At 71.2% G+C, this 25,127-nt stretch carries 21 protein-coding genes and 2 pseudogenes; 13 read left to right on the top strand and 10 right to left on the bottom strand.

Features of this window, described 5'->3' with window-relative positions:
• Positions 1 to 229: 229 nt before the first annotated feature.
• A complete protein-coding gene (locus OG875_RS10230; protein ID WP_330173910.1) occupies positions 230 to 1,231 on the bottom strand; it encodes a CehA/McbA family metallohydrolase in 1,002 nt (333 codons plus the stop codon).
• 61 nt (positions 1,232 to 1,292) lie between these two features.
• Between OG875_RS10230 and OG875_RS10225 the strand changes: the two are divergent.
• A pseudogene (locus OG875_RS10225) lies at positions 1,293 to 1,511 on the top strand (VOC family protein); the annotation flags it as partial.
• A gap of 453 nt (positions 1,512 to 1,964) precedes the next feature.
• Here the strand turns inward: OG875_RS10225 and OG875_RS10220 are convergent.
• Entirely contained in the window at positions 1,965 to 2,690 is a 726-nt protein-coding gene (locus OG875_RS10220; protein WP_330177688.1) for a dienelactone hydrolase family protein, read from the bottom strand.
• 183 nt (positions 2,691 to 2,873) lie between these two features.
• Positions 2,874 to 3,977 (bottom strand): hypothetical protein, encoded by a 1,104-nt coding sequence (locus tag OG875_RS10215; RefSeq protein ID WP_330173909.1) that lies wholly within the window; start codon positions 3,975 to 3,977, stop codon positions 2,874 to 2,876.
• Positions 3,978 to 4,151: 174 nt separating this feature from the next.
• On the opposite strand from OG875_RS10215, the gene OG875_RS10210 reads away from it, so the two are divergent.
• Entirely contained in the window at positions 4,152 to 5,297 is a 1,146-nt protein-coding gene (locus OG875_RS10210) for a cystathionine gamma-synthase (protein WP_330173908.1), read from the top strand.
• Positions 5,298 to 5,409: 112 nt separating this feature from the next.
• On the opposite strand, the gene OG875_RS10205 is transcribed toward OG875_RS10210, so the two are convergent.
• The gene (locus tag OG875_RS10205; RefSeq protein WP_330177687.1) at positions 5,410 to 5,940 is read right to left on the bottom strand and encodes a MarR family winged helix-turn-helix transcriptional regulator; all 531 of its coding nucleotides are present in this window, start codon (positions 5,938 to 5,940) and stop codon (positions 5,410 to 5,412) included.
• Positions 5,941 to 6,376: 436 nt separating this feature from the next.
• Between OG875_RS10205 and ilvA the strand changes: the two genes are divergently transcribed.
• The 3 genes from ilvA to OG875_RS10190 all read left to right on the top strand — a co-directional run bounded on the left by ilvA (position 6,377) and on the right by OG875_RS10190 (position 9,870).
• Complete coding sequence (ilvA, locus tag OG875_RS10200; protein ID WP_330173907.1) at positions 6,377 to 7,642, top strand: threonine ammonia-lyase; 1,266 nt, start codon at positions 6,377 to 6,379, stop codon at positions 7,640 to 7,642.
• Positions 7,643 to 7,975: 333 nt separating this feature from the next.
• Positions 7,976 to 9,067, top strand: a complete 1,092-nt coding sequence (locus OG875_RS10195) for an ATP-binding cassette domain-containing protein (protein ID WP_330173906.1) — start codon at positions 7,976 to 7,978, stop codon at positions 9,065 to 9,067.
• Positions 9,064 to 9,870, top strand: a complete 807-nt coding sequence (locus tag OG875_RS10190) for an ABC transporter permease (protein WP_330173905.1) — start codon at positions 9,064 to 9,066, stop codon at positions 9,868 to 9,870. The genes OG875_RS10195 and OG875_RS10190 overlap by 4 nt, the downstream gene beginning before the upstream one ends.
• Positions 9,871 to 10,063: 193 nt before the next feature.
• Here the strand turns inward: OG875_RS10190 and greA are convergent, their stop codons facing one another.
• Positions 10,064 to 10,561, bottom strand: a complete 498-nt coding sequence (gene greA, locus OG875_RS10185) for a transcription elongation factor GreA (protein ID WP_330173904.1) — start codon at positions 10,559 to 10,561, stop codon at positions 10,064 to 10,066.
• A 219-nt stretch (positions 10,562 to 10,780) separates the two neighbouring features.
• Positions 10,781 to 11,191 carry a DUF4307 domain-containing protein gene (locus OG875_RS10180; RefSeq protein ID WP_330173903.1) on the bottom strand — a complete coding sequence of 137 codons (411 nt, stop codon included), beginning with the start codon at positions 11,189 to 11,191 and terminating at the stop codon, positions 10,781 to 10,783.
• A gap of 85 nt (positions 11,192 to 11,276) precedes the next feature.
• Between OG875_RS10180 and mca the strand changes: the two genes are divergently transcribed.
• Positions 11,277 to 12,158 (top strand): mycothiol conjugate amidase Mca, encoded by an 882-nt coding sequence (gene mca, locus OG875_RS10175; RefSeq protein WP_330173902.1) that lies wholly within the window; start codon positions 11,277 to 11,279, stop codon positions 12,156 to 12,158.
• The gene (locus tag OG875_RS10170; protein ID WP_330173901.1) at positions 12,151 to 12,444 is read left to right on the top strand and encodes a hypothetical protein; all 294 of its coding nucleotides are present in this window, start codon (positions 12,151 to 12,153) and stop codon (positions 12,442 to 12,444) included. The genes mca and OG875_RS10170 overlap by 8 nt, the downstream gene beginning before the upstream one ends.
• Positions 12,445 to 13,276: 832 nt before the next feature.
• Here OG875_RS10170 and OG875_RS10165 read toward each other — a convergent pair.
• Positions 13,277 to 16,489, bottom strand: a complete 3,213-nt coding sequence (locus tag OG875_RS10165) for a tetratricopeptide repeat protein (protein ID WP_330173900.1) — start codon at positions 16,487 to 16,489, stop codon at positions 13,277 to 13,279.
• A gap of 286 nt (positions 16,490 to 16,775) precedes the next feature.
• On the opposite strand from OG875_RS10165, the gene OG875_RS10160 reads away from it, so the two are divergent.
• On the top strand, positions 16,776 to 17,273 hold the full coding sequence (locus OG875_RS10160; RefSeq protein WP_330173899.1) for a helix-turn-helix domain-containing protein: 498 nt from the start codon (positions 16,776 to 16,778) through the stop codon (positions 17,271 to 17,273).
• A 365-nt stretch (positions 17,274 to 17,638) separates the two neighbouring features.
• Positions 17,639 to 18,157, top strand: a complete 519-nt coding sequence (locus OG875_RS10155) for a hypothetical protein (protein WP_443079254.1) — start codon at positions 17,639 to 17,641, stop codon at positions 18,155 to 18,157.
• A 106-nt stretch (positions 18,158 to 18,263) separates the two neighbouring features.
• On the opposite strand, the gene OG875_RS10150 is transcribed toward OG875_RS10155, so the two are convergent.
• A complete protein-coding gene (locus OG875_RS10150) occupies positions 18,264 to 18,698 on the bottom strand; it encodes an ATP-binding protein (protein ID WP_330173898.1) in 435 nt (144 codons plus the stop codon).
• A gap of 166 nt (positions 18,699 to 18,864) precedes the next feature.
• Here OG875_RS10150 and OG875_RS10145 point away from each other — a divergent pair, with 166 nt between their 5' ends.
• Genes OG875_RS10145 through OG875_RS10135 form a run of 3 tightly spaced genes read left to right on the top strand, consistent with a single transcriptional unit; the run spans position 18,865 to position 21,285 of the window.
• A complete protein-coding gene (locus OG875_RS10145; protein WP_330173897.1) occupies positions 18,865 to 20,220 on the top strand; it encodes a helix-turn-helix transcriptional regulator in 1,356 nt (451 codons plus the stop codon).
• A gap of 25 nt (positions 20,221 to 20,245) precedes the next feature.
• Positions 20,246 to 20,629 carry a hypothetical protein gene (locus OG875_RS10140; RefSeq protein WP_330173896.1) on the top strand — a complete coding sequence of 128 codons (384 nt, stop codon included), beginning with the start codon at positions 20,246 to 20,248 and terminating at the stop codon, positions 20,627 to 20,629.
• A 53-nt stretch (positions 20,630 to 20,682) separates the two neighbouring features.
• Entirely contained in the window at positions 20,683 to 21,285 is a 603-nt protein-coding gene (locus OG875_RS10135; RefSeq protein ID WP_330173895.1) for a TetR/AcrR family transcriptional regulator, read from the top strand.
• Between the two features lie 51 nt (positions 21,286 to 21,336).
• On the opposite strand, the gene OG875_RS10130 is transcribed toward OG875_RS10135, so the two are convergent.
• On the bottom strand, positions 21,337 to 22,356 hold the full coding sequence (locus tag OG875_RS10130) for an SMP-30/gluconolactonase/LRE family protein (protein ID WP_330173894.1): 1,020 nt from the start codon (positions 22,354 to 22,356) through the stop codon (positions 21,337 to 21,339).
• A 195-nt stretch (positions 22,357 to 22,551) separates the two neighbouring features.
• Between OG875_RS10130 and OG875_RS10125 the strand changes: the two genes are divergently transcribed.
• Entirely contained in the window at positions 22,552 to 24,360 is a 1,809-nt protein-coding gene (locus OG875_RS10125; RefSeq protein WP_330173893.1) for a flavin-containing monooxygenase, read from the top strand.
• Between the two features lie 46 nt (positions 24,361 to 24,406).
• Here OG875_RS10125 and OG875_RS10120 read toward each other — a convergent pair.
• Positions 24,407 to 24,972 (bottom strand): annotated as a pseudogene (locus OG875_RS10120) (Uma2 family endonuclease).
• Between the last annotated feature and the right edge of the window lie 155 nt (positions 24,973 to 25,127).

Genomic DNA, 25,127 nt, shown 5'->3' with positions numbered 1-25,127 from the left:
GCTACAACCTGATCGCCCGGATCGCCGAGGCGGAGCGGGAAGGATGGCTGGGCGAAGTCGAGGGCCTCCAGGTCGGCCTCGCTGGCGCGCAGGGCAGCCTGGACGAGCTCGATGCCGAAGCAGCCCGCCGACCCGCCACAGTCGATCTCGGCATGCCGACCTTCGCAGACATCGTCGACCGCACCACCACGTCGACGGATCAGCACTGCCCTATCCTTGGCCCACCAAGTCAGTCCGGGACAGTCAGGATGATCGGATTGCTGAGTGCCGCCATGTGCCCGTCGGGATGACGTACCTCGATACGTACGAACGCCGAATCTGCCGCACTGGTGTGCCACTCCACGACATCCGATCCCGAGTCGGGAAGTGGCACACGGTGCACTTCTCCTCGCTCGGTGTGAAAGCTGACAATGCCCGACTGAACGCCGCGTATTTCCACCCTCGCCACGGCCGGCTCACCGCCGGTCTGCAACCGTTCACCGATCCCGGCGCTCTGAGCACCCGCAGAGATCGTGAACAACAACTCGACTGCGGCCGATTCGGCTGTCCAGCTCCGGCCCGCACGGATCCCGGCGAGGATTTCGCCGGGACTCAGATCCTCGGCCAGTACGACAGTGTGCGGGACGCCGATCTGGTCCTTGAGGTGGGTGTCGCTGTTGCCCATCGCCGGCCGCCACGGTCCCTGTCGGATGTCCGCAGTCAGACTCCGCCCCCAATCGGCCAGGGCCGCCTCATTGTCCGCCTGCCACGGCACGTCCGAACTCCACGGCCCGTTCCACACCTCAACCGCATCGAATCCCTGGTACGGGTACATGAAGGTGCCAGAGGGGTAGGGCGCGTGCGGGTGGGCCACGACACAGAGCCCACCGGCTCGGTGGACCTCGTCCAGATGCCGATCGATCGCGCTGTCCTCCACGCCGTAGCGCCAGTCGACCACCTGACCTGAGGGGACACCCAAAGCGAGCCAGTGCCCGGTTCGGGTGGTGACCTCTTGACCCAGGATCACCAGCGGATCGTCGTCGGCGTCCCGACTCCAGGCGTTGTGCGTCTCGGACGTGTTGTGCTCGGTGGCTGCGAGGAAATCCAGCCCAGCCGCGCGGGCATCAGCCACAAGCTGGGCCGGCGTCAGCTCGCCGCCGCTCGACGCCAGCGAGTGCACATGGCAGTCACCTCGGTACCAGCCGCGCCCCCCGCCAGCCATCTGCGGCGGAGAGGTTTCCAACTCCGACATCCATTTCCCCCACTTGACCCATTGAGAATCTCGAAGCTCAGAGCCGCCCACCGGGATTCCACTCCGCGACGTCGTTCCCGGTACCGATGTCGCATCTGTGGCTCAGCCCGGTATCGGTGCCGCGATCTGGCTCCACGCCACCGACGTTCAGGCCATTCACGATGCTCTCGCCGCCGACGGTCGCACCATCGTCTCCGCACCGGTCGACGGCCCCTTCGGTCGGGCCTTCGCCTTCGCCGACCCCGACGGCTACCACATCACGCTCCACGACCGCGCCTGACAGGCCGAACGCGCCCGTGATCAGCTGTCCGGCTCACGTTCTCGGTCCGGGGTGTGCAGCCCGTCCCACAGGCCGGGAGCAAGCCGACGGGCCATGCGCGGGCCGGCCAGCCGTGACCTGTGGATCGATCACACGGAATCGATCCCGGCGAAGGCACCGGCAGACACCTCCGCCGGCGGTGCGGCCTCAAACCACCCGTGAGAGGGAAACAGCACCTGAGACGGAGCAGGGTCAGCGGCAACTCCAGCCGGGACGGCGGTCCGGGCCTGCCCAGGTCAGGAGTGTGAGGGCGGAGAACCCGGGCACTGGGCGGAGCCGTTCCCGCCGCCGAGCGGGAACGCCCTCGCGGAGCACCTCGTCACCCTTTCTCCGAGCTGCGGTGATGTCCCACAACCGGAGCCGGTGGCGTTCTGACGGTCTGGTTCGCGGCCCGAATCGCGGTTGCCGACCGGATCACTCCGTTACGGGCAGGCACTCGGTGAGCAGGTCGATGACGTCGTGCCAGGCGCGTTGCGCGTGCCGTGGGTGGTAGGCGACACCGGGGACCGTGGGGTGGTCGACCGGCGGGTGGTGGAAGGCGTGCAAGGCGCCGCCGTAGACCACGAGGCGCCAGTCGACGCCCGCGGCCTGCATCTCGGCGGTGAACGCGTCCCGTTGAGCGGGCGGCATGATCGGGTCTTCCGACCCGACCCCGGCCCATACCGGGCAGCGGATGCGCGCCGTCTCGCCCGGTCGGCCCGTGGTCAGTGCGTTGACTGTGCCGATCGCCCGCAGGTTGACGCCGTCGCGCCCGAGTTCCAGAGCGATGGCGCCGCCGGTGCCGTAGCCGACGGCGGCGATCCGGTCGGGGTCGGTGCGTGGTTCGGCGCGCAGCACGTCGAGCGCCGCGTGGCCGATGCCCCGCATCCGGTCGGGGTCGGCGAGCAGCGGCATGCAACGGGCCAGCATCTCGGCCGGGTCGCCCAGATGGCGCCCGCCGTGGATGTCGAAGGCCAGCGCCACGTATCCCCGTTCGGCGAGCGCGTCGGCCCGGCGGCGCTCGACGTCGCTGAGCCCCGGGCCCTCCGGTCCGAGCAGCACGGCGGGCCGGCGGTCGGCGCCGGCCGGGAGCGCGAGGTGCCCGATCATCGTCAGGCCGTCGGCCGGGTACTCGACCGTGCGCGTGGTGATCGTCGTCACGAGCGTCGTCATGAGACTGGACCGTAGTGACCGTCGAGCCCGGTCGGGCCGGTGTTCTGCCACTGGCAGAACGGCGCGGGCGTGACAACAGGAGACAGGAAACAGGTTCCCTACCTGGCTCCTGCCCGCCCGACCGCCCGACCGCCCGACCGCCCGACCGACGGCCCCACCGCACCGGCGCCCCTACCGCGGCAGCGTCGCCGGGTTGCCGCCGTTCGCCTCGTAGCCCGCCACCGCCAGGGCCCGGTGCAGGGTGTACTCCGCCGCCGGGTCCTCGCTGAGGGTCCACGGGAGCGCGCCGACGTGGCCGTCCACCAGGACGAACTGGTGCATCGCCTCCGACCACCGCTCGCCCCGCACCAGGAAGAGCAGCAGCAGATGCCGCACGTGCGCGAGCATCGGGTCGTCGGGGCGGGCCGCGTGGACCGCGAACAGCGCGCCCTCCATGGCCTTCGACACCACCTCGCTGCGGTAGAAGTCCCGTACGAGCGTGATCTCCGGCAGATGCTCGAACACCGCGAACAGCGGCAGCGCCGCCAGCAGCGACCCCTGCGGGGCCCGCGCCGCCGAGGCCGTGGCGAAGCGGTCCGCCTCCTGGCGGGAGCCGTGCCACTTCTCGCACCAGTAGTGCAGGGCCGCCAGATGAGCCCCCATGTGGTCCGGCGCGCGGTCGATGATCTTCGCCCAGAGCTGGTCGAACCGCTCGTGCGGATAACCGAGCCCGCGCGCCACGGCCAGTTCCACGATGTACGGCACCGGATCGCCGGGCGCCAGCAGCGCCGCCTCGTCGCAGACCGAACGCGCCTCCTCCAGGATGATCCGGAAGTCGTCCGTGCCCGCCGCCGAGGAGCGCCACGCCTGCTGCACCAGGAACTCCGCGTGCACCTGCGCCCCGCCCGCGTCCTTCGGCGACTCCGACCGCCACGCCCGCAGCCACGCCCCGCCGACGCCCGGCTTCTGCCGCAGCTCCAGCGACGCCGCGCCCGCGAACGCCTGCACCCGCTGCCAGCGCACCTCGCCCTCCTTGGGCGTCCCCGCGAGGAGCTGCGCCGCCGCCCGCCAGTCCTGGGTGCGCTGGACCACGTCGAGTACGTCGAGCAGGTCCTGGTCCGGGCCGGGCAGCCGCAGGTCCAGCTCCTCCTGCCGTACGAACGCGTACGCGTCCGGGTCTGCGGCGTCCGGCGAGCCGGGCTCGACCTGGTGGATGCCGCTCCGGCGGCGCCGGGCGAGCGGGCCGACGGCGGCCACGACCAGGCCCGTCGCGATCAGGAACCAGAGAATCTCCATGCGTCCCATTGTCCCGGACCCCGCACGCACTCCGAGCCCGGACCCCGCACGCACTCCGAGCCCGGACCCGGCAGGCGCTCCGAGCCCGGACCCGGTCCCGTCCGGCGGGGAGGTCCCGGCCGCCCCTCGGACCTGTCCGGCGGAGAGCCCCCGGCCCCGCTACCCTCGGGGCTCATGAGCGACCAGCACAGCTTCGAGACCATCGCCATCCACGCGGGGAACACGCCTGATTCCCTCACCGGCGCGGTCGTACCCCCCATCTATCAGGTGTCCACGTACAAGCAGGACGGCGTGGGCGGACTGCGCGGCGGCTACGAGTACAGCCGCAGCGCCAACCCCACGCGCTCCGCCCTGGAGGAGAACCTGGCGGCCCTGGAGGGCGGCCGGCGTGGCCTCGCCTTCGCGTCGGGCCTCGCCGCCGAGGACTGCCTCCTCCGTACGCTGCTGTCCCCGGGCGACCACGTCGTGATCCCCGACGACGCGTACGGCGGCACCTTCCGGCTCTTCGCCAAGGTCGTCTCGCGCTGGGGCGTGGAGTGGTCGGTGGCCGACACCTCGGACCCGGTGGCGGTACGGGCGGCCCTGCGCCCCCGTACGAAGGCGATCTGGGTCGAGACCCCGTCCAACCCGCTCCTGGGCATCAGCGACATCCAGGCCCTCGCCGACATCGCCCGCACGGCCGGCGCGAAGCTCGTCGTGGACAACACCTTCGCGAGCCCCTACCTCCAGCAGCCGCTCGCCCTCGGCGCCGATGTCGTCGTGCACTCGACGACCAAGTACATGGGCGGTCACTCGGACGTCGTCGGCGGCGCGCTCGTCACCTCCGACGACACGCTGGGCGACGAACTCGCCTACCACCAGAACGCGATGGGCGCGATCGCAGGCCCCTTCGACTCGTGGCTGGTGCTGCGCGGTGTGAAGACCCTCGCCGTACGGATGGACCGGCACGGCGAGAACGCGGCGCGCGTCGCCGAGATGCTGGTGCGGCACCCGAAGGTCACCCAGGTGTACTACCCGGGCCTGCCCGAGCACCCCGGCCACGAGGTGGCCGCCAAGCAGATGAAGTCCTTCGGCGGCATGGTGTCCTTCCGGGTCGCCGGCGGCGAGCAGGCGGCGATCGAGGTCTGCGGCCGGGCGAAGGTCTTCACCCTGGGGGAGTCCCTCGGCGGGGTCGAGTCGCTGATCGAGCACCCCGGACGCATGACGCACGCCTCCGTGGCGGGGTCCGCGCTGGAGGTGCCGGACGACCTGGTGCGGCTGTCGGTCGGCATCGAGTCCGGCGACGACCTGCTGACGGATCTTCAGCAGGCCCTCGCGTAAGACTCGCGTAGGAGAAGTCCCCCCGTATCAGGGCCGGTCGGGCCGACGGGGGAGAGACGGGCCGGCGCGGGCCGGGAGAGCGGTGACCACCGCCCGCGCACCGGGCCGGAGTTCAGGACGCCGGTGGAAGCTCCGTACCGGAAGGGGCGTCCACCGGGGTCCGCTGTCCGGCCTGTTCGGCCGGCGCGGGCCCCGACTGCCGTGCCGACAGGGCGGAGTTGAACCGGGTGAGGAGCGTGCAGAACGACTCCCGCTCGTCCTCCGTCCAGCCCTCCGTGACCTTCGACATCAACTCCCGCCGCGAGGAACGGACTTCTTCGAGGCGGCTCATCCCGCGCACGGAGAGTTCCAGGACGACGGCACGGCCGTCCTCCGGGTGCGACGTGCGCTTGACCAGGCCGGTGTCGACCAGCGGCGCGACCTGGCGGGTGACGGTGGAGGAGTCGATGCCCATCCCCGCGGCGAGCGCCTTGACGCCCATCGGCCCTTCCGAGTCGAGCCGGTTGAGCAACAGATAGGCGGCGCGGTCCATGGAGTTGCGCACCTGGCCGACACCGCCGAGGCGGGTCTGTTCCGCCCGTCGGGCGAAGACGGCCACCTGGTGCTGGAGGGAGTCGAGCAGTGCGGCGACATCGCCCGGCATGCCGTCGTCGGAGACGGCGTCGTTCACCGCGGCGTCGTTCGAGCCGATGTTTTTCGACGCGGTGTGGTGGGAGCCGATGTCGCGGGAGGCGATGTCGTCGGACACGCCGTCTGTTGAGGCGGTGTCAGCCGCGCGGGTGGATTCGGTACCGGCGGACGACGCCGGTGCGGACTCTAAAGGTGCGGAGCCGGAAGGTTCGGAACCGGAGGATTCGGAGCCGGAGCCCGGGGAGGCCGACACAGCGGAAGTCATGTCCTGAGTAGGGGGCATGGCTGGGGCTCTCTCGTGCGGTGGTCGATTGGTGGGGGACAGAGTACGCGGCTGTGTGCCTGGCCGTACGGGCCCCGCGTAAACCGGTGGCGACCCCGGGGGCGGGCCGGCCGGCGGGTCCGGCGCCGGGCGGCCGGCCGCTCGTTGAGCTGCGAGACTGGCGGTCATGACCTTCGGTACGTCTCGTTCCTCCGGATCATTCACCTCCGCCTCCCCGTACCGCTCCGTGCCCGCCCCGATCCTCGACGACATCCGCGGCGCCCGGAAGATGCTCGCCGGTGTGGCCCGGACGACCGCGCTGGAGGGCAGCCGGCATCTGACAGGTCTGGTCGGCGCCCCGGTCCTGCTCAAGTGCGAGAACCTCCAGCGGACCGGATCGTTCAAGCTGCGCGGCGCGTACGTGCGGATCGCCGGGCTCTCCCCGGAGGAGCGCGCGGCCGGGGTCGTCGCCGCCAGCGCGGGCAACCACGCGCAGGGCGTCGCGCTCGCCTCCACCCTCCTGGGTGTCCGCTCCACCGTGTTCATGCCGGTCGCGGCGCCACTGCCGAAGGTCGCCGCCACCCGCGAGTACGGCGCCGAGGTACGGCTGCACGGCCAGGTCGTGGACGAGACCCTGGCCGCCGCGCAGGAGTACGCGCGGGAGACCGGCGCGGTCTTCATCCATCCCTTCGACCACCCGGACATCATCGCGGGACAGGGCACGGTGGGCCTGGAGATCCTGGAGCAGTGCCCCGAGGTGAGGACGATCCTCGTCGGTCTCGGCGGCGGTGGTCTCGCCGCGGGCATCGCCCTCGCGGTCAAGGCGGTACGGCCGGACGTCCGGGTCGTCGGCGTCCAGGCGGCGGGCGCCGCCGCGTACCCGCCCTCGCTGCGCGCCGGCCACCCGACCTCCGTCCACGAGCCGAGCACCATGGCGGACGGCATCAAGGTGGGGCGGCCGGGCGAGATCACGTTCCCGATGATCCGGGACCTGGTGGACGAGGTGCGTACGGTCTCCGAGGACGAGCTGGCCGGGGCGCTGCTGCTCTGTCTGGAGCGGGCGAAGCTGGTCGTGGAGCCGGCCGGGGCGAGCCCGGTCGCCGCGCTGCTGAGCACCCCGCGCGATTTCCGCGGGCCGGTGGTCGCCGTCCTGTCGGGCGGCAACGTGGACCCGCTGCTGATGCAGCGCATCCTGCGGCACGGGATGGCGGCGTCGGGGCGGTACCTGGGGCTGCGGGTACGGATCACCGACCGGCCGGGGGCGCTCGCGACGCTGCTCGGGGTGCTGTCGGTGGCCGACGCGAACGTGCTGGACGTGAGCCACGTACGGACCGACCCCCGGCTCGGCCTGACGGAGGCGGACGTGGAACTGCATCTGGAGACCAAGGGCCCGGAGCACTGCCGGGACGTCGCGACGGCACTGCGTGAGGCGGGCTACCCGATCCTCGACTGAGCGCGGCGGGATCGTCCGAGCACTGCTGACGCGGCGGGACGGTCGCGACAACGCCGAGCGCGGCGGGACCGTCAGCGCGCCGCTGACCACGAAGGGATGGTCCGAGCACCGTCGGACCCCGATCGTCCCGTCATAGCGACAGCGCCTCTCCCTTCACAGGACCCCGCCCGTCCCTTTACGTCGCTTTACATCCCTTTACGCAGAACTGACACAACTCCCTTGTTGCTCGCGATGTATCGCGTTAGCGTCAGGGCCCTCCCCTGTCGGCTTAAGCTGGCCGATGGCACGGATCGTCCTGTTTGACAGCGTTTACATCACTCCGGGAGTACCTCTATGCCAGGCGCCATCTACGCCGAAGCCCTGGTCAAGACGTTCGGCGACGTACGAGCACTGGACGGCGTCGACCTCGACGTCCCCGAAGGCACGGTCCTGGGCCTGCTCGGCCCCAACGGCGCGGGCAAGACCACCGCGGTCCGGGTGCTGACCACCCTCCTCGAACCCGACAGCGGAAAGGCCGTCGTCGCGGGCATCGACGTGCTCAAGCACCCCAACGAGGTGCGCAGGAACATCGGTCTCTCCGGCCAGTTCGCCGCGGTCGACGAATATCTGACGGGCCGTGAGAACCTCCGGATGGTCGGCCGGCTCTACCAGCTCGGTGCCCGCGAGGCGAAGGTCCGGGCCACCCAACTGCTCGAACGCTTCCATCTCACCGACGCCGCCGACCGCACCACCAAGACCTACTCGGGCGGCATGCGCAGACGCCTGGACCTCGCGGCGGCGCTCGTCGTCTCCCCGCCGGTGATGTTCATGGACGAGCCGACCACCGGCCTCGACCCGCGCAACCGTCAGCAACTCTGGTCCATCATCGAGGAGTTGGTCGCGGGCGGTACGACGCTGCTGCTCACCACCCAGTACCTCGAAGAGGCCGACCACCTCGCCGACGACATCTGCGTCATCGACCACGGCAAGGTGATCGCCCGGGGCACCGCCGACGAACTCAAGGCCCGTACCGGCGGCGAACGGGTCGAGGTCGTCGTCCACGAACGCGACCAGATCACCCCCACCCGCGACGTGCTGGCCCGCCTCGGAAAGGGCGAGGTGATGGTCGCCGACCACACCCGCAAGCTGACCGTCCCGGTCACCGGCGGGGCGAAGCTGCTCGCCGAGATCATCAGGGAACTCGACGCCCGGGGCGTCGAGATCGACGACATCGGACTGCGCCGCCCGACTCTCGACGACGTGTTCATCTCCCTCACCGGCCACGCCGCCGAGGACGCCAGGAACGCCGAGAACGCCGAGAACGCCGACAACGCCGACAACGACAACGACAACGCCGACGACGCGGCGAACGCGGCCCCGGACAAGAAGGACGCGGGCACCTCCGACGAGCCCGGCACCACGGACCCGAAGGAGAACACCAAGTGAGCACCGTGACCGACTCCCTGGTGATCGCGCGGCGGAACCTGATCCGCATGACCCGGATCCCCGAGATGCTGCTCTTCGGGATCATCCAGCCGGTGATGTTCGTGGTGCTGTTCACGTACGTCTTCGGCGGCTCCATCAAGGTCGGCGGCAACACCAACCCCGACGTCTACAAGAACTTCCTGATGGCCGGCATCTTCGCGCAGACCGTCACGTTCGCCACCGCCGGATCGGGCGCGGGCATCGCCGACGACATGCAGAAGGGGCTCATCGACCGCTTCCGCTCGCTGCCGATGGCCCGGGGCGCCGTCCTCACCGGCCGTACCGTGGCCGACCTCGTACAGACCGCCATCACCCTGCTCGTCCTCGCCATCGTCGCGCTGATCGTGGGCTGGCGTCCCGGCACGGCCGAACCCACCAACATCGGGAAGATCCTGGCCGGCTTCGGTCTGCTGCTTCTGCTGGGGTACGCCTTCACCTGGATCGGCGCGCTGATCGGTCTGTCCGTACGCACACCGGAGGCGGCGACCTCGGGCGGGATCATCTGGCTGTTCCCCGTGACGTTCGTCTCGAACGCCTTCGTGGACTCCAGCCAGATGACGCCCTGGCTGCGCCACATCGCCGAGTGGAACCCCTTCAGCGCGACGGTGCAGGCGTGCCGGCAGCTCTTCGGCGATCCCGGCCTGTCCCGGTCCAGCGCGTGGCCCATGGAGTACCCGGTGTGGGCGTCGCTGATCTACTCGATCGTGATCGTGGTCGTCTTCCGCGTCCTCGCGATCCGCAAGTACCGCAAGGCGGCCAGCTGACCCCGCCCCACGACCACGACCGTGTCACCCACACCCACACCCACGCCCGCACCCACGCCCGCACCCGCATCCGCACCCGCACTCACCCGACGTACGTACGCGGACGGCCCCCGCCCATGAGAACTCACATGGGGCCGGGGGCCGTCGACGCGTGTCGGGACCATGAGCCGGGGGACCGGCCCGGGTACGGCGATCAGCCCTGGTACGGCTTGGCGGCCAGGATCTTCACGGACGCCTTCTTGCCGTTCGGCAGTTCGTACTCCGCCTCGTCGCCGACCTTCTTGCCGTTCACACCCGTACCCAGCGGCGACTGCGGCGAGTACGTCTCGATGTCGCTGCTCGCGTACTCCCGCGAGGCCATCAGGAACGTCAGGGTGTCGTCCTCGTCGCCGTCGAAGGCGATGGTCACGACCATGCCCGGCTCGACGATCCCGTTGTCGGCCGGAGCCTCGCCCACCTTGGCGTTCTGGAGGAGCTGGGTGAGCTGGCGCACCCGCAGCTCCTGCTTGCCCTGCTCCTCCTTGGCCGCGTGATACCCGCCGTTCTCCTTCAGGTCCCCCTCCTCGCGGGCGGCCTCGATCTTCTGGGCGATCTCGACGCGCGCGGGACCAGACAGGTAGTCCAGCTCGGCCTTGAGCTGGTTGTACGCCGCCTGGGTGAGCCAGGTGACGTTCTCGCTGGTCTGGGTCACAGGTGCTCCTCGTAGGTACTGGGGATACAAAGCATCGCCCTACCCAGAAGCATGTGCCTTCTCGGGTGGGCGAAACCACGAGCCTAACAATTCCGCGCCGTCAGGGCAGGACGAAAGGCACCAGAATCACATTCTCGCAGATCAGCGACGTGAAACCGAAGGTGATCCGGGCGGGGCCGGGGCCGTACCGGGCCTGGACCACCCGCTCCGGCGGGCGGCTCAGCCGCCGTCGGCCGTGCAGCCGACCAGCTCCGCGCTCGTCGCGCCCGCCGTCGTACGGACGGTGACGACCCGGTCGATCCGCGTCTGCGGCCCCTCGAAACGGACGTCCTTGCGACCCACCTCGGCGCCGTCCTCCGAGCGGGAACGGAGTGTGCACGTCCCGGCAGCGTCGCGGTCCTTGCGGACCTCCAGATGCACCTCGACCTCGGAGTCCGAGACGAGCTTGAATTTGATGAGCTCGCCCGAGACACTCTGGCCAGCCACATAGTCGTACCCGAACCAGCCCACGAGCGCGAGCAGGCCGACACCGAGCACCGAGCCGACGATCCTGAGGCCGCGGTCCGCGCGCTCGTCCGACGAGCGGCCGTAGCGGCCCTCGGGAAGAACCGGTGGGCGTACCGCGGTCATCGATGATTCCTCTCCGGAATTTTCCGTGTCCCGATTCCGTCACTATAGAAGCCGCCCGTTGCGACATATCACCGAGGACCGAGTCTTGACTGACCAGCTGCGTTTGATGGCCGTGCACGCCCACCCCGACGACGAGTCGAGCAAGGGCGCGGCCACCATGGCCAAGTACGTATCCGAGGGGGTGGACGTGCTGGTCGTGACCTGCACCGGAGGCGAGCGCGGCTCCATCCTCAACCCCAAGCTCCAGGGCGACGCCTACATCGAGGCGAACATCCACGAGGTGCGCCGGAAGGAGATGGACGAGGCCCGCGAGATCCTCGGCATCCGCCAGGCGTGGCTCGGTTACGTCGACTCCGGCCTGCCCGAGGGCGACCCGCTGCCGCCGCTGCCCGAGGGGTGCTTCGCGCTGGAGGACGTCGACGAGGCGGCCGGCCGGCTGGTCAGGATGATCCGCGAGCAGAGGCCGCAGGTCGTCACGACGTACGACGAGAACGGCGGCTACCCGCACCCCGACCACATCATGACCCACAAGATCACGATGGTGGCCTTCGAGGGGGCGGCCGACGCCGTGAAGTACCCCGAGGCCGAGTTCGGACCGGTGTGGCAGCCGCGGAAGCTCTACTTCAACCAGGGCTTCAACCGGCCCCGCACGGTCGCCCTGCACGAGGCCCTGCTGGCGCGCGGACTGGAGTCCCCGTACGCGGACTGGCTGAAGCGCTGGGAGGAGTTCGGGCGCGCGGAGCGGACGCTGACCACGCATGTGCCGTGCGCCGACTTCTACGAGATCCGCGACAAGGCGCTCGTCGCGCACGCCACGCAGATCGACCCCGACGGCGGCTGGTTCCGGGTCCCGATGGACATCCAGCGGGACGTCTGGCCGACGGAGGAGTACGAGCTGGCGAAGTCGCTCGTGGACACCTCCCTCCCCGAGAGCGACCTCTTCGCGGGCATCCGCGACAATGCCTGACATGGATGCGACCCAGGCAGTGACACAGCTCGTCCCGCTCGCTAAGGAACTGGACGAGAACAAGGTGACGCCCGGCGTCCTCGGCTTCGTCGTGTTCGCGGTGATGGCGGGCGCCGTGTGGCTCCTGATGAAGTCGATGAACCGCCACATGGGCAAGGTCGACTTCGACGAGGAGTCGACGGAGACGGAGACCGGGCCGACGGCGAAGGAGACGGCCCGAACGCCGGACACCGCCCGCGCGTCGGCGGCCCCGGCGGGTGACGGGCGGACGACGCGGGGCGCGTAGCGGGGAGAGGCGTTCCTGCGGCGCGTGTACGTCGGGGCGGTTCCTGACCCGCGGGCGGACCGGGCTGGTTTGCGGGCGGGCGTGGGCGTGTGACGCCTGGGCGCGTAACCGGGAAAGGCGCGTTCCTGCCGCGCGTACGGATGGCCGGCCCCCTGCCACTGGGTGACCGGCGCGGCTGGCCGAGGACGTTTCGGTACGAGGCCGGTCGGCCGGTCTTGCGGCTGCTGCGGCGCGCGCCCTGCCGTACGGGCGGACAGGGCCGGTCCGGCACGTACTTCTACGCGGGGCTGCCCAGGGCCGGGCGGGCACGCCCGCGTGTGACCGGTCGTTTGCCTTGCGGTTGGCAGCGGGGCGCGCGTTGAGGAGCCCGGGGTCCGCACGCACGTCGAGCACCGGCGGGTGACCGCCGTCCACCACCCCCGTCGGCAGCCCTTCCGGGTGCTGGGTCCGTCCGGGCGGGCCCGCCGCGCGTAGCGATACGTGACCGCGGCCCGTCGGACGCCGGTGGTGCCTCTCCGCTCACCTGAGGCGAGGCCCCCGGGGAGCCGCCTCTGTCAGCTGCGGCCCACCGCACCAACGCCGTTGTCCCCGAACGACTGCCGGAAGGGACCGCGCCGGGCCGGCACGCCTCAACGCACGGCCACGGCTACGGCCCCCGGCCACGACGCACGGTCCGTACGGCCCCGGCTGCCTCAGGCCGCGTGCGGCCTCAACGCGCGCCCACGGCCCCCGGCCACGGCGAACCGCCCGGACCCCCGCCGCCCCGAACCGCGCGGCACCCGCCCGTCCCACCCGAACCGCGCGGCCCCGTCCCACCCGAACCGAGCCGGGCTCAGGCCCCCGCCGATTCCACCCGGACCCCCATCACCTCCCGCGCGTGGCGGCTCGGGACCATGCCCAGGCGCCAGGCCTGCCAGCCGTCCTCCAGCGTGACCCCGCGCTCCAGCATCACCGCGAACGTCGCCGCGCACTCCTCCAGCTTCCCGTCCCGCGACGGGTGCCCGGCGGCCCGCAGTTCGGCGAGTTCCTGTTCCGCGACCGCGGAGCCGACCTCCACGCCGCCCGCCGAGCTGTACGGCAGCAGCGTGCACCGCAGGAAGCGGGCCCAGTCCGCGCCGCGGCGGTCGCCGTACGAGGTGAACAGCCCGGCCGCCTCGTCGCACAGGGCCAGCGCCGACGCCGCCTTGCTGTTGCCCGCGTCGATGATCGCCAGCTCCAGACAGGTCCAGCCCTCGCCGTGCGCCACCCCGATCCGGTGGAAGTCCGCACGGGCGTCCATCAGCAACTGCCGGGCGAAACCGGAGTTGCGGAGATTGCCCGTCTGCGCCGCCCGCTGGTCACGGGTGACCCGGCCCGAGTGGTGCCGGGCGCACGCCAGCCCGTACACGTCCCGCATCCGCGAGAACATCGAGCGCGCCCGTTCCAGTTCACGCACCGCCTGCGCCGCGTCGCCGCACTCCTCCAGCGCCTGGCCCAGGTAGTACAGCGTCCACGCCTCGCCGCGCGCGTCCTCGTTCTCCCGGTGCCGCGCCAGCGCCTGCCGCAACTGGTCGGCCGCCGCGTCCTGTTCACCCTCCACCAGCCGCGCGCGGGCCAGCTGCGTCAGCGCCCACGCCTCGCCCCGGCCGTCACGGGTGCGGCCGTACAGCTCCAGCGCCTGGCCCAACTCCGCGTCGGCGCGCGGGACATCGCCCCGGCGCAGGCAGACCTGCCCCAGCTGGAAGTGCGTCCACGCCTCGCCGTGCAGCGACTCGCCCTCCCGGTGCAGCACCAGCGCCGTCGACAGCAGCGCGGTCGCCTCGTTGAGATTCGCCCGGTCGCGCTCGACGGCCGCCAGCGCGTGCAGCGTCCACGCGCGGTCGGTGCCGAGCGCGGCCGGGGCCTGGAGTTCCAGTGCCTCGCGCAGCTTCGCCGACGCCTCGACCAGATTGCCCTGGTGGTGCAGGGTGATGCCCAGCGAGCACAGCGCGCGGGCGACACCCGCGTCGTGCTGCGCCTCGCGGTACAGGTCGACCACGGACGTCAGGGTGGTGCGGGCCTTGTCCAGCTCGCCGAGCTGCCGGGCCGCGATGCCCGTGCGCCACTGCACGGACCGGGCCAGCAGCCCCTGGTCCACCGCCTGCGTCAACTCGCTGATCTCACCGAGCCGGTAGAGGTCCCCGCGCAGCAGGCAGTAGTCGCACAGCGCGCCCAGCAGATGCAGCACGGCCGCCTGGTCGACGCCCTCGGCGTGCCGCACCGCGTCGGTGATGAAGCTCGACTCGTCGTCCAGCCAGCGCAGCGCCGCGTCCAGCGAGGCGAAACCGTGACCGCCGAACTGGTCCGCGCGCGTCGACGTCTTGCCGTCGACCAGCCGGATCACCGAGTCCGCCAGCTCCGAGTAGTTCCGGATGAGCCGCTCCTGGGCGGCCGTACGCGCGGCGGCGTCCTCCTCGTCCAGCAGCCGGGCGAGCGCGAAGGTCCGTACGACGTCGTGGAGCCGGTAGCGCCCGGACCGTACGGGATCGAGCAGCCCGGCGCGCGAGAGCACCGTCAGCAGCCGCTCGGCCTCCCGCTCGTCCGTGCCGAGCAGCGCGGCGGCGGCTGCCGCGCCGAGCGAGGCGGGTCCCGCCAGCGCCAGCCGCCGCAGCAGCCCGCGCGCCTGCTCGCCCTGGTCGGTGTAGCGCAGCCACAGGGCGCGCTCGGCCGGGGCGACCGGGCCGTACGCCTCCAGATCCGCGGCCAGCCGCTGCGCGGTCCGGGTGCCGAGCGACGAGCCCGCGATCCGCAGCGCCAGCGGCAGCCCGCCGCACAACTCGCCGACGCGGTCCACGCTCTGGGCGTCGTACGGGGCGTCCGCAGGCTCGTCGCCGACGGCCCGCAGCAACTCCTCGCAGCCCGCGCCGTCCAGCGCCTCCACCGGCAGATGGTGCACCCACGCCGGGGTGCCGGGGTCCAGCTCCACGGGCTGACGGGCCGTCACCAGCACCAGGCTGTCCGAGCGTTCGGGGATCAGGGTGCGTATCTGCTCCGCGTCCGAGGCGTCGTCCAGCACGATCGTCACGGGCAGGCCGGTCAGCTGCTGGTGGTACAGCTCGCTCAGCCGCCGGACCTGCTGCTCGGGCGACGACCGCTCACGGAACAGCAGTTGCTCGCGGGGCGCGCCGAGCCGGTTCAGCAGATGCAGCAGCGCGTCCCTGGTCGACAGCGGCGCCTCGCCCGTGTCGCCGCCCCGCAGGTCCACCACGCACGCCCCGCGGAACTGGTCCTTCAACTGGTCCGCCGCCCGCACCGCGAGGGTGGTGCGGCCCGAGCCGGGCGCGCCGTGCAGCACGACGACGGTCGGTTTCGTCTCCGTCGACGCGCGGGCCGCGTGCACCCAGCGCGCGATCTGCCCGACCGCTTCCCGCCGTCCCGCGAACGGTCCTTCGGTGCGCGGCAGATGACCGAAGGACTGTTCGAGCACGCTGCGCCTGCGTGCGGCGGCACTGCGGTCGGAGCCGCGCAACTTCGGCCCGGAGGCGGACTTCTTGCTCGTACGCCGGGTCGCCCGGGTGAGGACCTGCTGCTGGTCCAGATAGGGGCGGATGCCCCGTACCTCCAGCGCCGACAGCCACTGAAGTCTCAACTGCTCGATGTGGCGCGCCTGTTCGGCGGCCCCGGCCCGTCCGGCGGGGCGGCCCGAGGACGCCACCCGGGCGACGCCCGTCGCCGTCCCGGCGACCGCCACCACCACGCCCGTGCCCAGGGCCGTACCCGCGCCCGTGCCGAAGGCCATGTCCGCGGCGACCGCCGAGGCGGCGGCGACGCCCGCCACCAGGGCGGGAGTCCCCAGCGCGCCCGAGCCGAACCGCTCCGACAACGGCCGCCGGGATGCCCCCGCCTCGGCCAGCGCCGCCTCGTACAGCGCGTACTCCTCAACGGCGGCCCCCGCGATCGTGTCCCACGCGCCCCGCCCGCGCGACAGCAGGACCGCGCCGTCGATCCGTCCGCCGGAGCGCCGTACCTCTTCCTCGACCGCCCGTGTCAACAGCCTCTCGGCCTCCGCCCGGTGGCTTTCCCGCATGTGCGTCCCCCTCCGAGTACATCCGGTAACGGGCCCAGTGTCCTGCGCGGAACGCGGGAGCGCGAGGCGGTCCGCGAAGGTGGTGACCCGGCCCCGGGGGGTTTACGCCCCCGGCGGAAACCCCGGCCGGGCGGGCGGCCGGCACCTACGCTCGGACGGCGGGGCGGACGGTACCGGTGTGCGGCTGCGGGAGGCAACCATGGGTGAGGGAGTCCCGAGGGCCGTGCCACGGGCCTTGCCACGGGCGGTACCGGGGCCGGGCGAGGAGGGGCGCGAGGTGCGTGCCGTGGACCGTGGCTTCGGACGCGGCGACTCGGGTGGCGCGGGCCGGGTCACCGGACCCGACGGATCGGACAGGCCGTACGGGTCCGGCCGCTCGTACGGGTCCGGCAGGCCCGGCCCGCCCGGCGCATCCGACGAGCCGCTGCTGCGCGACCTCGTGGGAGCCGCGCTGCGCCGCGCCCGGCTGCGACAGGGCCGGACACTGCGGGACGTCGCCGACCGGGCCCAGGTCTCGCTGCCGTACCTCTCCGAGATCGAGCGCGGGCGCAAGGAACCCTCGTCCGAGGTGCTCGCGGCCGTCTGCCGCGCGCTCGGCCTGCACCTCGTGGACCTGCTGGGCGCCCTGCACACCGACCTCACGTCGACCGCGCCCGTCACGGTGACGGTCTCGCTCACCTCCCGCCTCGGCACCCGGGCCTCGGCCCCGGCGCACCGTGGCCGTCCGCACCGGAACGCCGGCCGTCGCGACGGCCAGGCGATGGGCGTGCTGCTCGCGGCCTGAGCGGGCCGACGCCGCCGCACGGCTGCCGTGCCGGGACCGCGACGGTGTGGACGGACGGTATGGCTGAAGCCGTACGGCCGTACGCCGTACGGATGACGCCCCGTCATGGGACAGCCGAACAGCCCCGCTTTCCGCGGGGGTTCACCAGCTGTCTGCAAGAGTTCTCACAACTTTGCACAGGGGTGACGGACATCGTCTTACGCATCGCGCGTAGATGTGCAATCTTGTCTCCGTGACCGGCGGTGCCGCCCGACACAAGGCGCAACCCATGCTCATCGAGGGTGGGTTGGGGCTTGTGCGCGGTTCGGTGCAACTGGCCATGCTACGCGCGTAGTTGACCTCCCCGTCCCCCACCGCAGAGGAAAATTGCTGTGAACAAGTTCATCCGCAGCGCCGCGATCGGCACCTCCGCCGTCGCCCTGGCGTTCTTCTCCTTCCCCGCCGCCGCCCAGGCCGCCCCCGCCGACACCAAGGCCCCGGCCGGCGCGCTCGCCAAGCTCAGCCACGCCACCGCCGCCTCCCAGCTCAGCAGCGCCGGCATCGGCATCCGCTCCAGCGGCGGCTGCTCGAACCGCAACAACCCGACCTGTACCTCCCTCGACCAGGTCAACTCCGCCACCATCCAGGGCGCCATCACCCTCAAGCGCGCCACCGGCTGCGCCATGACGGTCACCGGCGGCACGGAGACCGGCCACGCGTCGGGCACCTACAGCCACTGGAACGGCTACAAGCTCGACTTCGCCATGTCGAGCTGCCTGACCAACTACATCACCGGCACGTTCACCTCCATCGGCGGCAGCAAGTGGCAGTCGGGCTCGGGCAACGTGTACTACAACGAGGTCAACCACTGGGACGTGACCTACCACAACTGCGGCGGCTGCTGACCGGCCTTCCCGCCTGACGTAGGACAGTCGCAGGGTGCTCCCTCGCACACGGGGGCGAGGGCACACCCTGCGAGGCCCGCGCGTGCGGTGCCGCCGCGGGCGTGGGTCACTCGTCGAGACGCGGACGCGGACGTGCGACGGGTGACAGGGCGAGCTCCGCCCAGACGGCCTTGCCGGGTCCGTGCCGGTCCTCGACACCCCACCGGTCCGCCAGCGCCTCCACGAGCACGAGGCCCCGGCCCCCGCACTCCCCGGCCCCGGGCTGCCGCTTCTCCGGCCGCTCCGCCGACGCGTCGTGCACCTCGATCCGCAGCCGGCCGGCCGTCCGCGCATAGCGGGTCTCGATCTCCCGCCCCGGCGACACCCGGGCATGCCGTCCGGCGTTGGTCAGCAGCTCGGACAGCACGAGCACGGCGGCGTCCTCCACCCGCGAGAGCCCCCACCGCGCCAGGGCCTTCCGCAACTCCTCCCGCGCGAGCCCGACGCACCGCGGGTGCCGGCACCACCGCGACACGACGGCGTCATCCTGGTGGGTGTCCATCAGGCCGCCGTCCTCGGCCGACGGGCCGGTGCGGTTCGTTGTACCGCCCTTTGGTTCATGTGGACTTCCTCATCTGCCGTCCTTGTTGCACGTGTCTCCAGGCAATCTGCTGCCGTTAATCCGGACCAGAGCGAACGCAGTGCATTCATCAGGCATACTCAGAGCAATGGTCGCTCTGACCTGGGAAGTTGTCTCCGAACAGAGCCAAGGGGCAGGCATGGGTCCACGTCACGAGCTGAAGCGGCGCCGAAAGGCGCTCGGCTACAGTCAGGAAGAGTTCGCCCTGACCCTCGGCGTTGCCACATCGACCATCGGACGCTGGGAGCGAGGAGAGATCGTTCCCCGCGACTACATCCGCCCGAAGCTGTCCGCGCTGCTCCGAGTGACACTGGCCGAGCTCGACACCTTGTTGACTCCGGAGAACCCGGAGTGCACCGAGGGGCCGACCAAGCAGGACCCTCATGGGACTGCGGTGAGTTACGCGGCATCCGACGACTACTTAGGTACCGGTGATCTCGACGCGATGATTCGGCGTGATTTCCTGCGGGTGCTGACCGTCACCGGGACGTTTCTGACGCTTCCGGTCGAGAGCAACGCTGTTGCCGAGGACCACCCCGGCGACGTACCCGCCACTGAAGAGCTCGCTGCGTACGCCGCGATCAACTCGTCCCTGTGGCAGCTCTTCTCGTGCGCGACGTCCAAGAAGGCCGCCCTTCCGCTCGTTCGAGATCAGCTGAACAGCGTCACGGGGAGCCTCACACACGCTCGAAGTGACCGAGAGCATCGACAACTCTGCTTGGCTGCCGGTGACCTTTTCCAGTTGGCGGGGGAAGTCTTCTTCGACGCCAACAAGTACACGGACGCCGCGCAGTGTTACACCCTCGCGGGCGGTGCCAGCCGCGAGGCGAGGAGCCCGGATCTGTGGGCGTGCGCGCTTGTCCGGCACGCGTTCGTGAGTATCTACGAACGTCGGTTCAGGGACGCGATGCCACTGCTGACAGCGGCGGCACGGCTTGCTCAACGGGGCGACAGCCAACTGTCCACTCGGTACTGGGTGGCGGCGGTGCAGGCCGAAGCGTACGCCGGACTCGGCGAGTTGGACGCCTGCCAGCGCGCGCTGGACCGCGCCGAGGAAGTCCACGCCCTCAACGGCGTCGTTCAGAACGGGGGTTGGCTACGCTTCGACGGCTCGCGGCTCGCTGAAGAGAGAGGCACGTGCTATGTGGTGCTCGGGCGACCCGATCTGGCGGAACGAGCCCTGGCCAATGCCCTGGGCCAGTCGCTATCCCCCCGCCGTCGGAGCGGAGTACTCACCGACCTCGCAGCCCTCGGCGCCCAGAGGCGGGACGTCGACCAACTTCTCAGCTACGCGTCCAGGGCGCTGAAACTCGCCTCACAGACGCAGTCGGGCTACATGGTGCGCAAGCTGGACGGTCTCCAGCGGCAACTGTCTCCGATGCGTTCCGACAAGCGCGTCGTGGATCTGAGCGACCAAATCTCGGCGCTGACAACCGTTCACTGATCAACCGGCAAAGAGGGGAACCACCGTGACCGAAGAACAAGGCCGCGTCTTCCGTGAGGCGTGGATCACGGGCGTGAAGACGCACTTCCCCGGGGAGCCCAAGCCCGGGTACATCACCCCCTGGGACGACACCCCGAAGTGGGAGCGGCAGGCGGCAGCGGCCGTCTGTGCTCAGGTGCGGGAGTTCGTCAGGATCAGCGACGGCAACACGGCGAACCTCACCCGCGAGCAGAAGGGCCGGTTCGTCGCCACCTGCTGGATCGCGCAGATCCACAAGCACATCGAGGTGCCCAAGCCCGGGTATGTCGCCGACTGGTCCGACCTTCCGGCCTGGCAGCAGGAGACGGACGCCGATATCTTCGAGGCCATCGAGGCTCTTGATGCCGTCGATACCGTCGAGGCGATCTGACCGGCCCCGCACGCGCCCCGCACTCGCCGCACCCCGGTCGGTACCCTGCCGGGGTGACGGAGCAGACCGGGCAGACCGGGCAGGGCGGGCGGCGGCCCGCGAACGACGGGCCGAAGGCTGCCGCCCGCAACCACGCCGCTCTGGTCTCCGCCGCCCGCGAGGTATTCGCGGAGCACGGTCTGGAGGCTCCGCTGTCCGCGATCGCGCGCCGGGCCGGGGTCGGGCAGGGCGTTCTGTACCGGCACTTCCCGGACCGGACCGCCGCGGTGGCCGCCGTTCTGGAGGAGAACGTACGGCAGATCGAGCAGGCCGCCGAGGACGAGGACGCGACCTTCGCCGGCGTTCTCGGTGTGCTGACATGGCATCTCGTGGAGTCGGCGGCGTTCATCGGGCTTCTGCACGCCGACCGCGCGGGCAGCCGCTTCGACATTCGCGCGCACGCCTCGGCCCTGTCCGAGCGCGTCGAGCGTGCCCTGCGAAAGCACCTGCCCGAGGGGCACCGGCTGAGCGCCGCGAACGACTTCGGGCTCGCGATCGCCATGGTCTCCGTGGCCGTCACCGGCCCCACCCGCGAGAAACGGGAACACCAGGCGCTCGCCGCCTGGCGGTTGCTCGGCGTCGAGGTGGGAACCGTGCGGCCGTACGGCGGCGGTTGAGCGGAGACGAGGTGCGGCCGTACGGCGGCCGACCGCCGAAGGCCCCTGTGGTCAGCCGCCGTTGGACTGCCGGATGCCTTCCGCCAGTGCGTCGAAGGCGTACAGGTAACCCCCGGCGGGACCGCTCACCGTCATGTACGCCCTGGTCCCGCCGGGTGTGATGGCCACGTTCGTCGCCGACTCCAACCCCTTGGTCCGGGCGGGCAGTTCGACCGTCGCCAGCCGCTCACCGTGCTTGTCGTACACGGCCATCGCGGCCCGCCCGTGCAGGCCCTGGTAGAGGTTGCCGTCCGCGTCCACGGCGATCGAGTCGGTCTGGGCGATTCCTCCGTCGACGCGGATGGCGGTGTGCCGGGAGGTCACCTCGCCCTCCTTGTCGAGGAGCAGGTAGGAGATCCGGTTCTCGGTCAGTTCGCTGAACCACAGTCCGCGGTGGTCCACGTCGAACGAGATTCCGTTCGGTGCGGCCAGCTCCCCGGCCGGCACGGTGGCCTTCGCGCCGTCACGGCTGATCCGCACCACCCGTCCGAGCGGCTCGCCCTCGGACATGCCGCGTGAGTCGCTGACGTACAGGTTGCCCTCCGGGTCGAAGGCGATGTCGTCGGGGTTCATCCGCGCGCCGTCGACCTCGCCGGAGAAGAACGTCCGTTTGTCGCCACCGCCGGGGGCCAGGCTCACGATCTCGCCGTGGACGAAGTCGCTGAGGTAGAGCCGTCCGTCGTACGGGCTGAACTGCGCCGAGGTGTACGTTCCCCGGCCGTCGGTGTGGACCGACCGGGACGTCCTTGTCCTGACGTCGACGCGCATGACCTTGGGCCTGCCCTCGGGCGCGGTGACGTCGACGACCAGCAGGCCGCCGTCCCCGGCGAACACGGGACCCTCCAGCAAGGTCATCCCGGTCTCCTCGTGCACCTCGGTCAGGTGCATGAACTTCTGCGCGCGGATGGTCCGGTCGGCGGTCGCGGAAGCCGTCTCCCGCGCGGGATCGCCGCTCTCCTTACCGCATCCGGTCAGCATCAGTGTGCCGATCGTGGCGAGCGCGGCAAAAGATCGGGCCGAAAGTCGCTGCATGGGGGGATCACTCTTCCTGTCCACCGGGGGCTCTCTTGACCAGGGGGTACGTGGCGCGCCGGAGGCGCGGACGCGCCCTGGCCGGATGTCGCCGTACCCGCCGAACACCAACCGGACACCACTGTCCGGTCGTTGTTACCGTAGCGGACGCCGCCCACCCGGGGCGGTCCCACCGTCCAGGATCGAGGGCCCCACATGACGACCCCTCACGCGCCGGCTCCCCACGAGGTCGCCGCACTGAGGCAGCGCTACCGCCTCGAACGCGAGCGGCGCGTCCGTCCCGACGGCGCCGCCCAATACCGTTCCGCGGAAGCCGAGTTCGGCTACTACGCCGCCGACCCGTACGTGGCGGGACCGACCGGGCGCGACGCGCTCCGGGACACCGTCGACGTCGCCGTGATCGGCGGCGGCTTCGGCGGCATCCTCGCCGGGGCGCGGCTGCGGCAGCAGGGGGTGGAGCGCGTACGGATCGTCGAGAAGGGCGGCGACGTCGGGGGCACCTGGTACTGGAACCGGTACCCGGGCGTCCACTGCGACATCGAGTCGCACGTGTACCTGCCGCTGCTCGACGAGACCGGCTACGTACCGGAGTGGAAGTACGCCCCCGGTGAGGAGATCCGCCGCCACGCGATGCGGATCGCGGACGCGTTCGACCTCTACGCCGACGCGCTGTTCTCGACCGGGGTCACCGCTCTCACCTGGGACGAGGCATCCGAGACATGGATCGTGGAGACCGACCGCGGTGACGCCTTCCGGGCCACCTACGTCATCGCCGCCACCGGCACGCTCACCGACCCGAAGCTCCCCGGGATTCCCGGCATCGAGGACTTCAAGGGCCACACCTTCCACACCTCGCGGTGGGACTACTCCTACACCGGCGGCACCCCTGAGGGCGGCATGACCGGCCTCGCGGACAAGCGGGTGGGCGTCGTCGGCACCGGGGCCACCGGCATCCAGGTCATTCCGATGCTGGCCGAGGACGCCGCGCACCTGTACGTCTTCCAGCGCACCCCCTCCACCGTGGACGTACGGGCCAACCGCCGCACCACCGCCCGGGAAGTCGGCGCCGACCGCGAGGGCTGGGCCCGGAGCCGGCGCGAGAACTACCTCCGCATCGTCTCCGGCGAACCGGAGGACCGGGATCTGGTGGCGGACCGGTGGACCGCGTCGGCGGGCCTGCTGGAGAAGCTCCTGCCGAGCTTCCGGCGCCGGGGCGACCGGACGGCCTTCGAAGCCGCGTACGAGCTGGCCGACGCCGCCAAGATGAACGAGCTGCGCGCCCGCGTCGAGGGAACCGTCACCGACCCGGAGACGGCCGAGAAGCTCAAGCCCTGGTACCGCTACGCCTGCAAACGCCCCACCTTCTCCGACCTGTACTACCCGGCGTTCAACCGTGACAACGTGACCCTGGTCGACACGGCGGACACCCACGGCATCGAGCGTGTCACCGAACGCGGCGTCGTGGTCGGCGGAACCGCGTACGAACTGGACTGCCTGATCTTCGCCACGGGATTCGACGTCGGGACCTCCGGCATCCTCTCAGGCAGGCTCCCCGTCCACGGCCGGGGCGGCGCCCAACTGCTGCACGCCTGGGCGCGGCGGGGACCCCGCACGCTCCACGGCTTCACCAGCAACGGCTTCCCGAACCTGATCCGGATGGGCTCTCTGCACAACGCCAGTAGCGTCAACTTCACCCATGTGCTGGACGAGCAGGCCGTCCACGCCGCCGCCCTCGTCGCCGCCGCCGAGGCCAAGGACGCCCTGATCGAACCGTCCCGCGAATCCGAGGACGCCTGGCTCGCCGTCCTGGCCGAGGACGCCCCCGACCACGAGCGGTTCCACGCCGAGTGCACCCCCGGCTACTACAACCGCGAAGGCCAGGGCCGCCCGAACGGCCCCTCCGCCTACCCGCACGGGGCCGTCGCCTTCCACCACCTGCTGGAGCGGTGGCGCGACGCGTCCCTGGTCGAAATCCTCCGGACGAGGACGGCCCCGCGTACCTGACGGCGGCGCGCGGACAGGTGCCCGCCTACTGGATGGTTCCCCGCTGTCAGACGGTTCCCAGGTCTACCGTGACGGAGAAGGGCACGGCGGCCTTGATCACGCCGGTGAACATCTCGCCGTCCCGGTACGCCTTGGTGGCGGGGTCGAGGACGTAGGTGTAGATGAGGGGGACACCGGTGGCGGCGTGTTCGACCCGCCAGTAGAAGGGGATGTCGGCCTTGGCGTACTGGTCCACCTTCACGATCCGGTCGGTGGTCTCCGAGCCGGGTGACACGACCTCGACCACCAGGAGTACGTGTTCGGGGCGGGTGGGCGTGAGGTCGATGGTCTCCGCGCGGTAGACGACCACGTCCGGACGGCGGTTGGTGAGGGGAAGGTCCTGCAGGCGCACGTCGAAGTCCGTGTCGGCGTTCCAGTCCGGGCCCGCGGCGGCGTCCAGGGCATTGGCAGGATCCGGGCCGGCCGGTTGTGCCGCTTGGACGCGCTTGGGCTCACAACGACCATCCCGTCCACGATCTCGATCCCGGCACACTGCTCCTCGGACCAGGAGTCGTACTGCTCCGCGCTGATCTGCGTATGCATCCACGCGGGCGCCACCATCTCGGCGGTCATCACGTACCTCCTTCGAGGAGCCTCGACAGGTCCGGTGCTGCTCGGCTCAGCCTGCTGTCCCGCGATGCCACCGCGCCCGGTCCGGAAGCCCGTCGGCAGGAGTCCGCCCGCGCGGGGCCCGTCGACAGCTCCGGGCCCTGTGAGAGGCTGGATCG

The organism is Streptomyces sp. NBC_01498, from assembly GCF_036327775.1.
Classification (GTDB): Bacteria; Actinomycetota; Actinomycetes; order Streptomycetales; family Streptomycetaceae; genus Streptomyces.
Note: the sequence above shows the minus strand (reverse complement) of the source record. Positions and strands in the feature narration are given on the sequence as shown.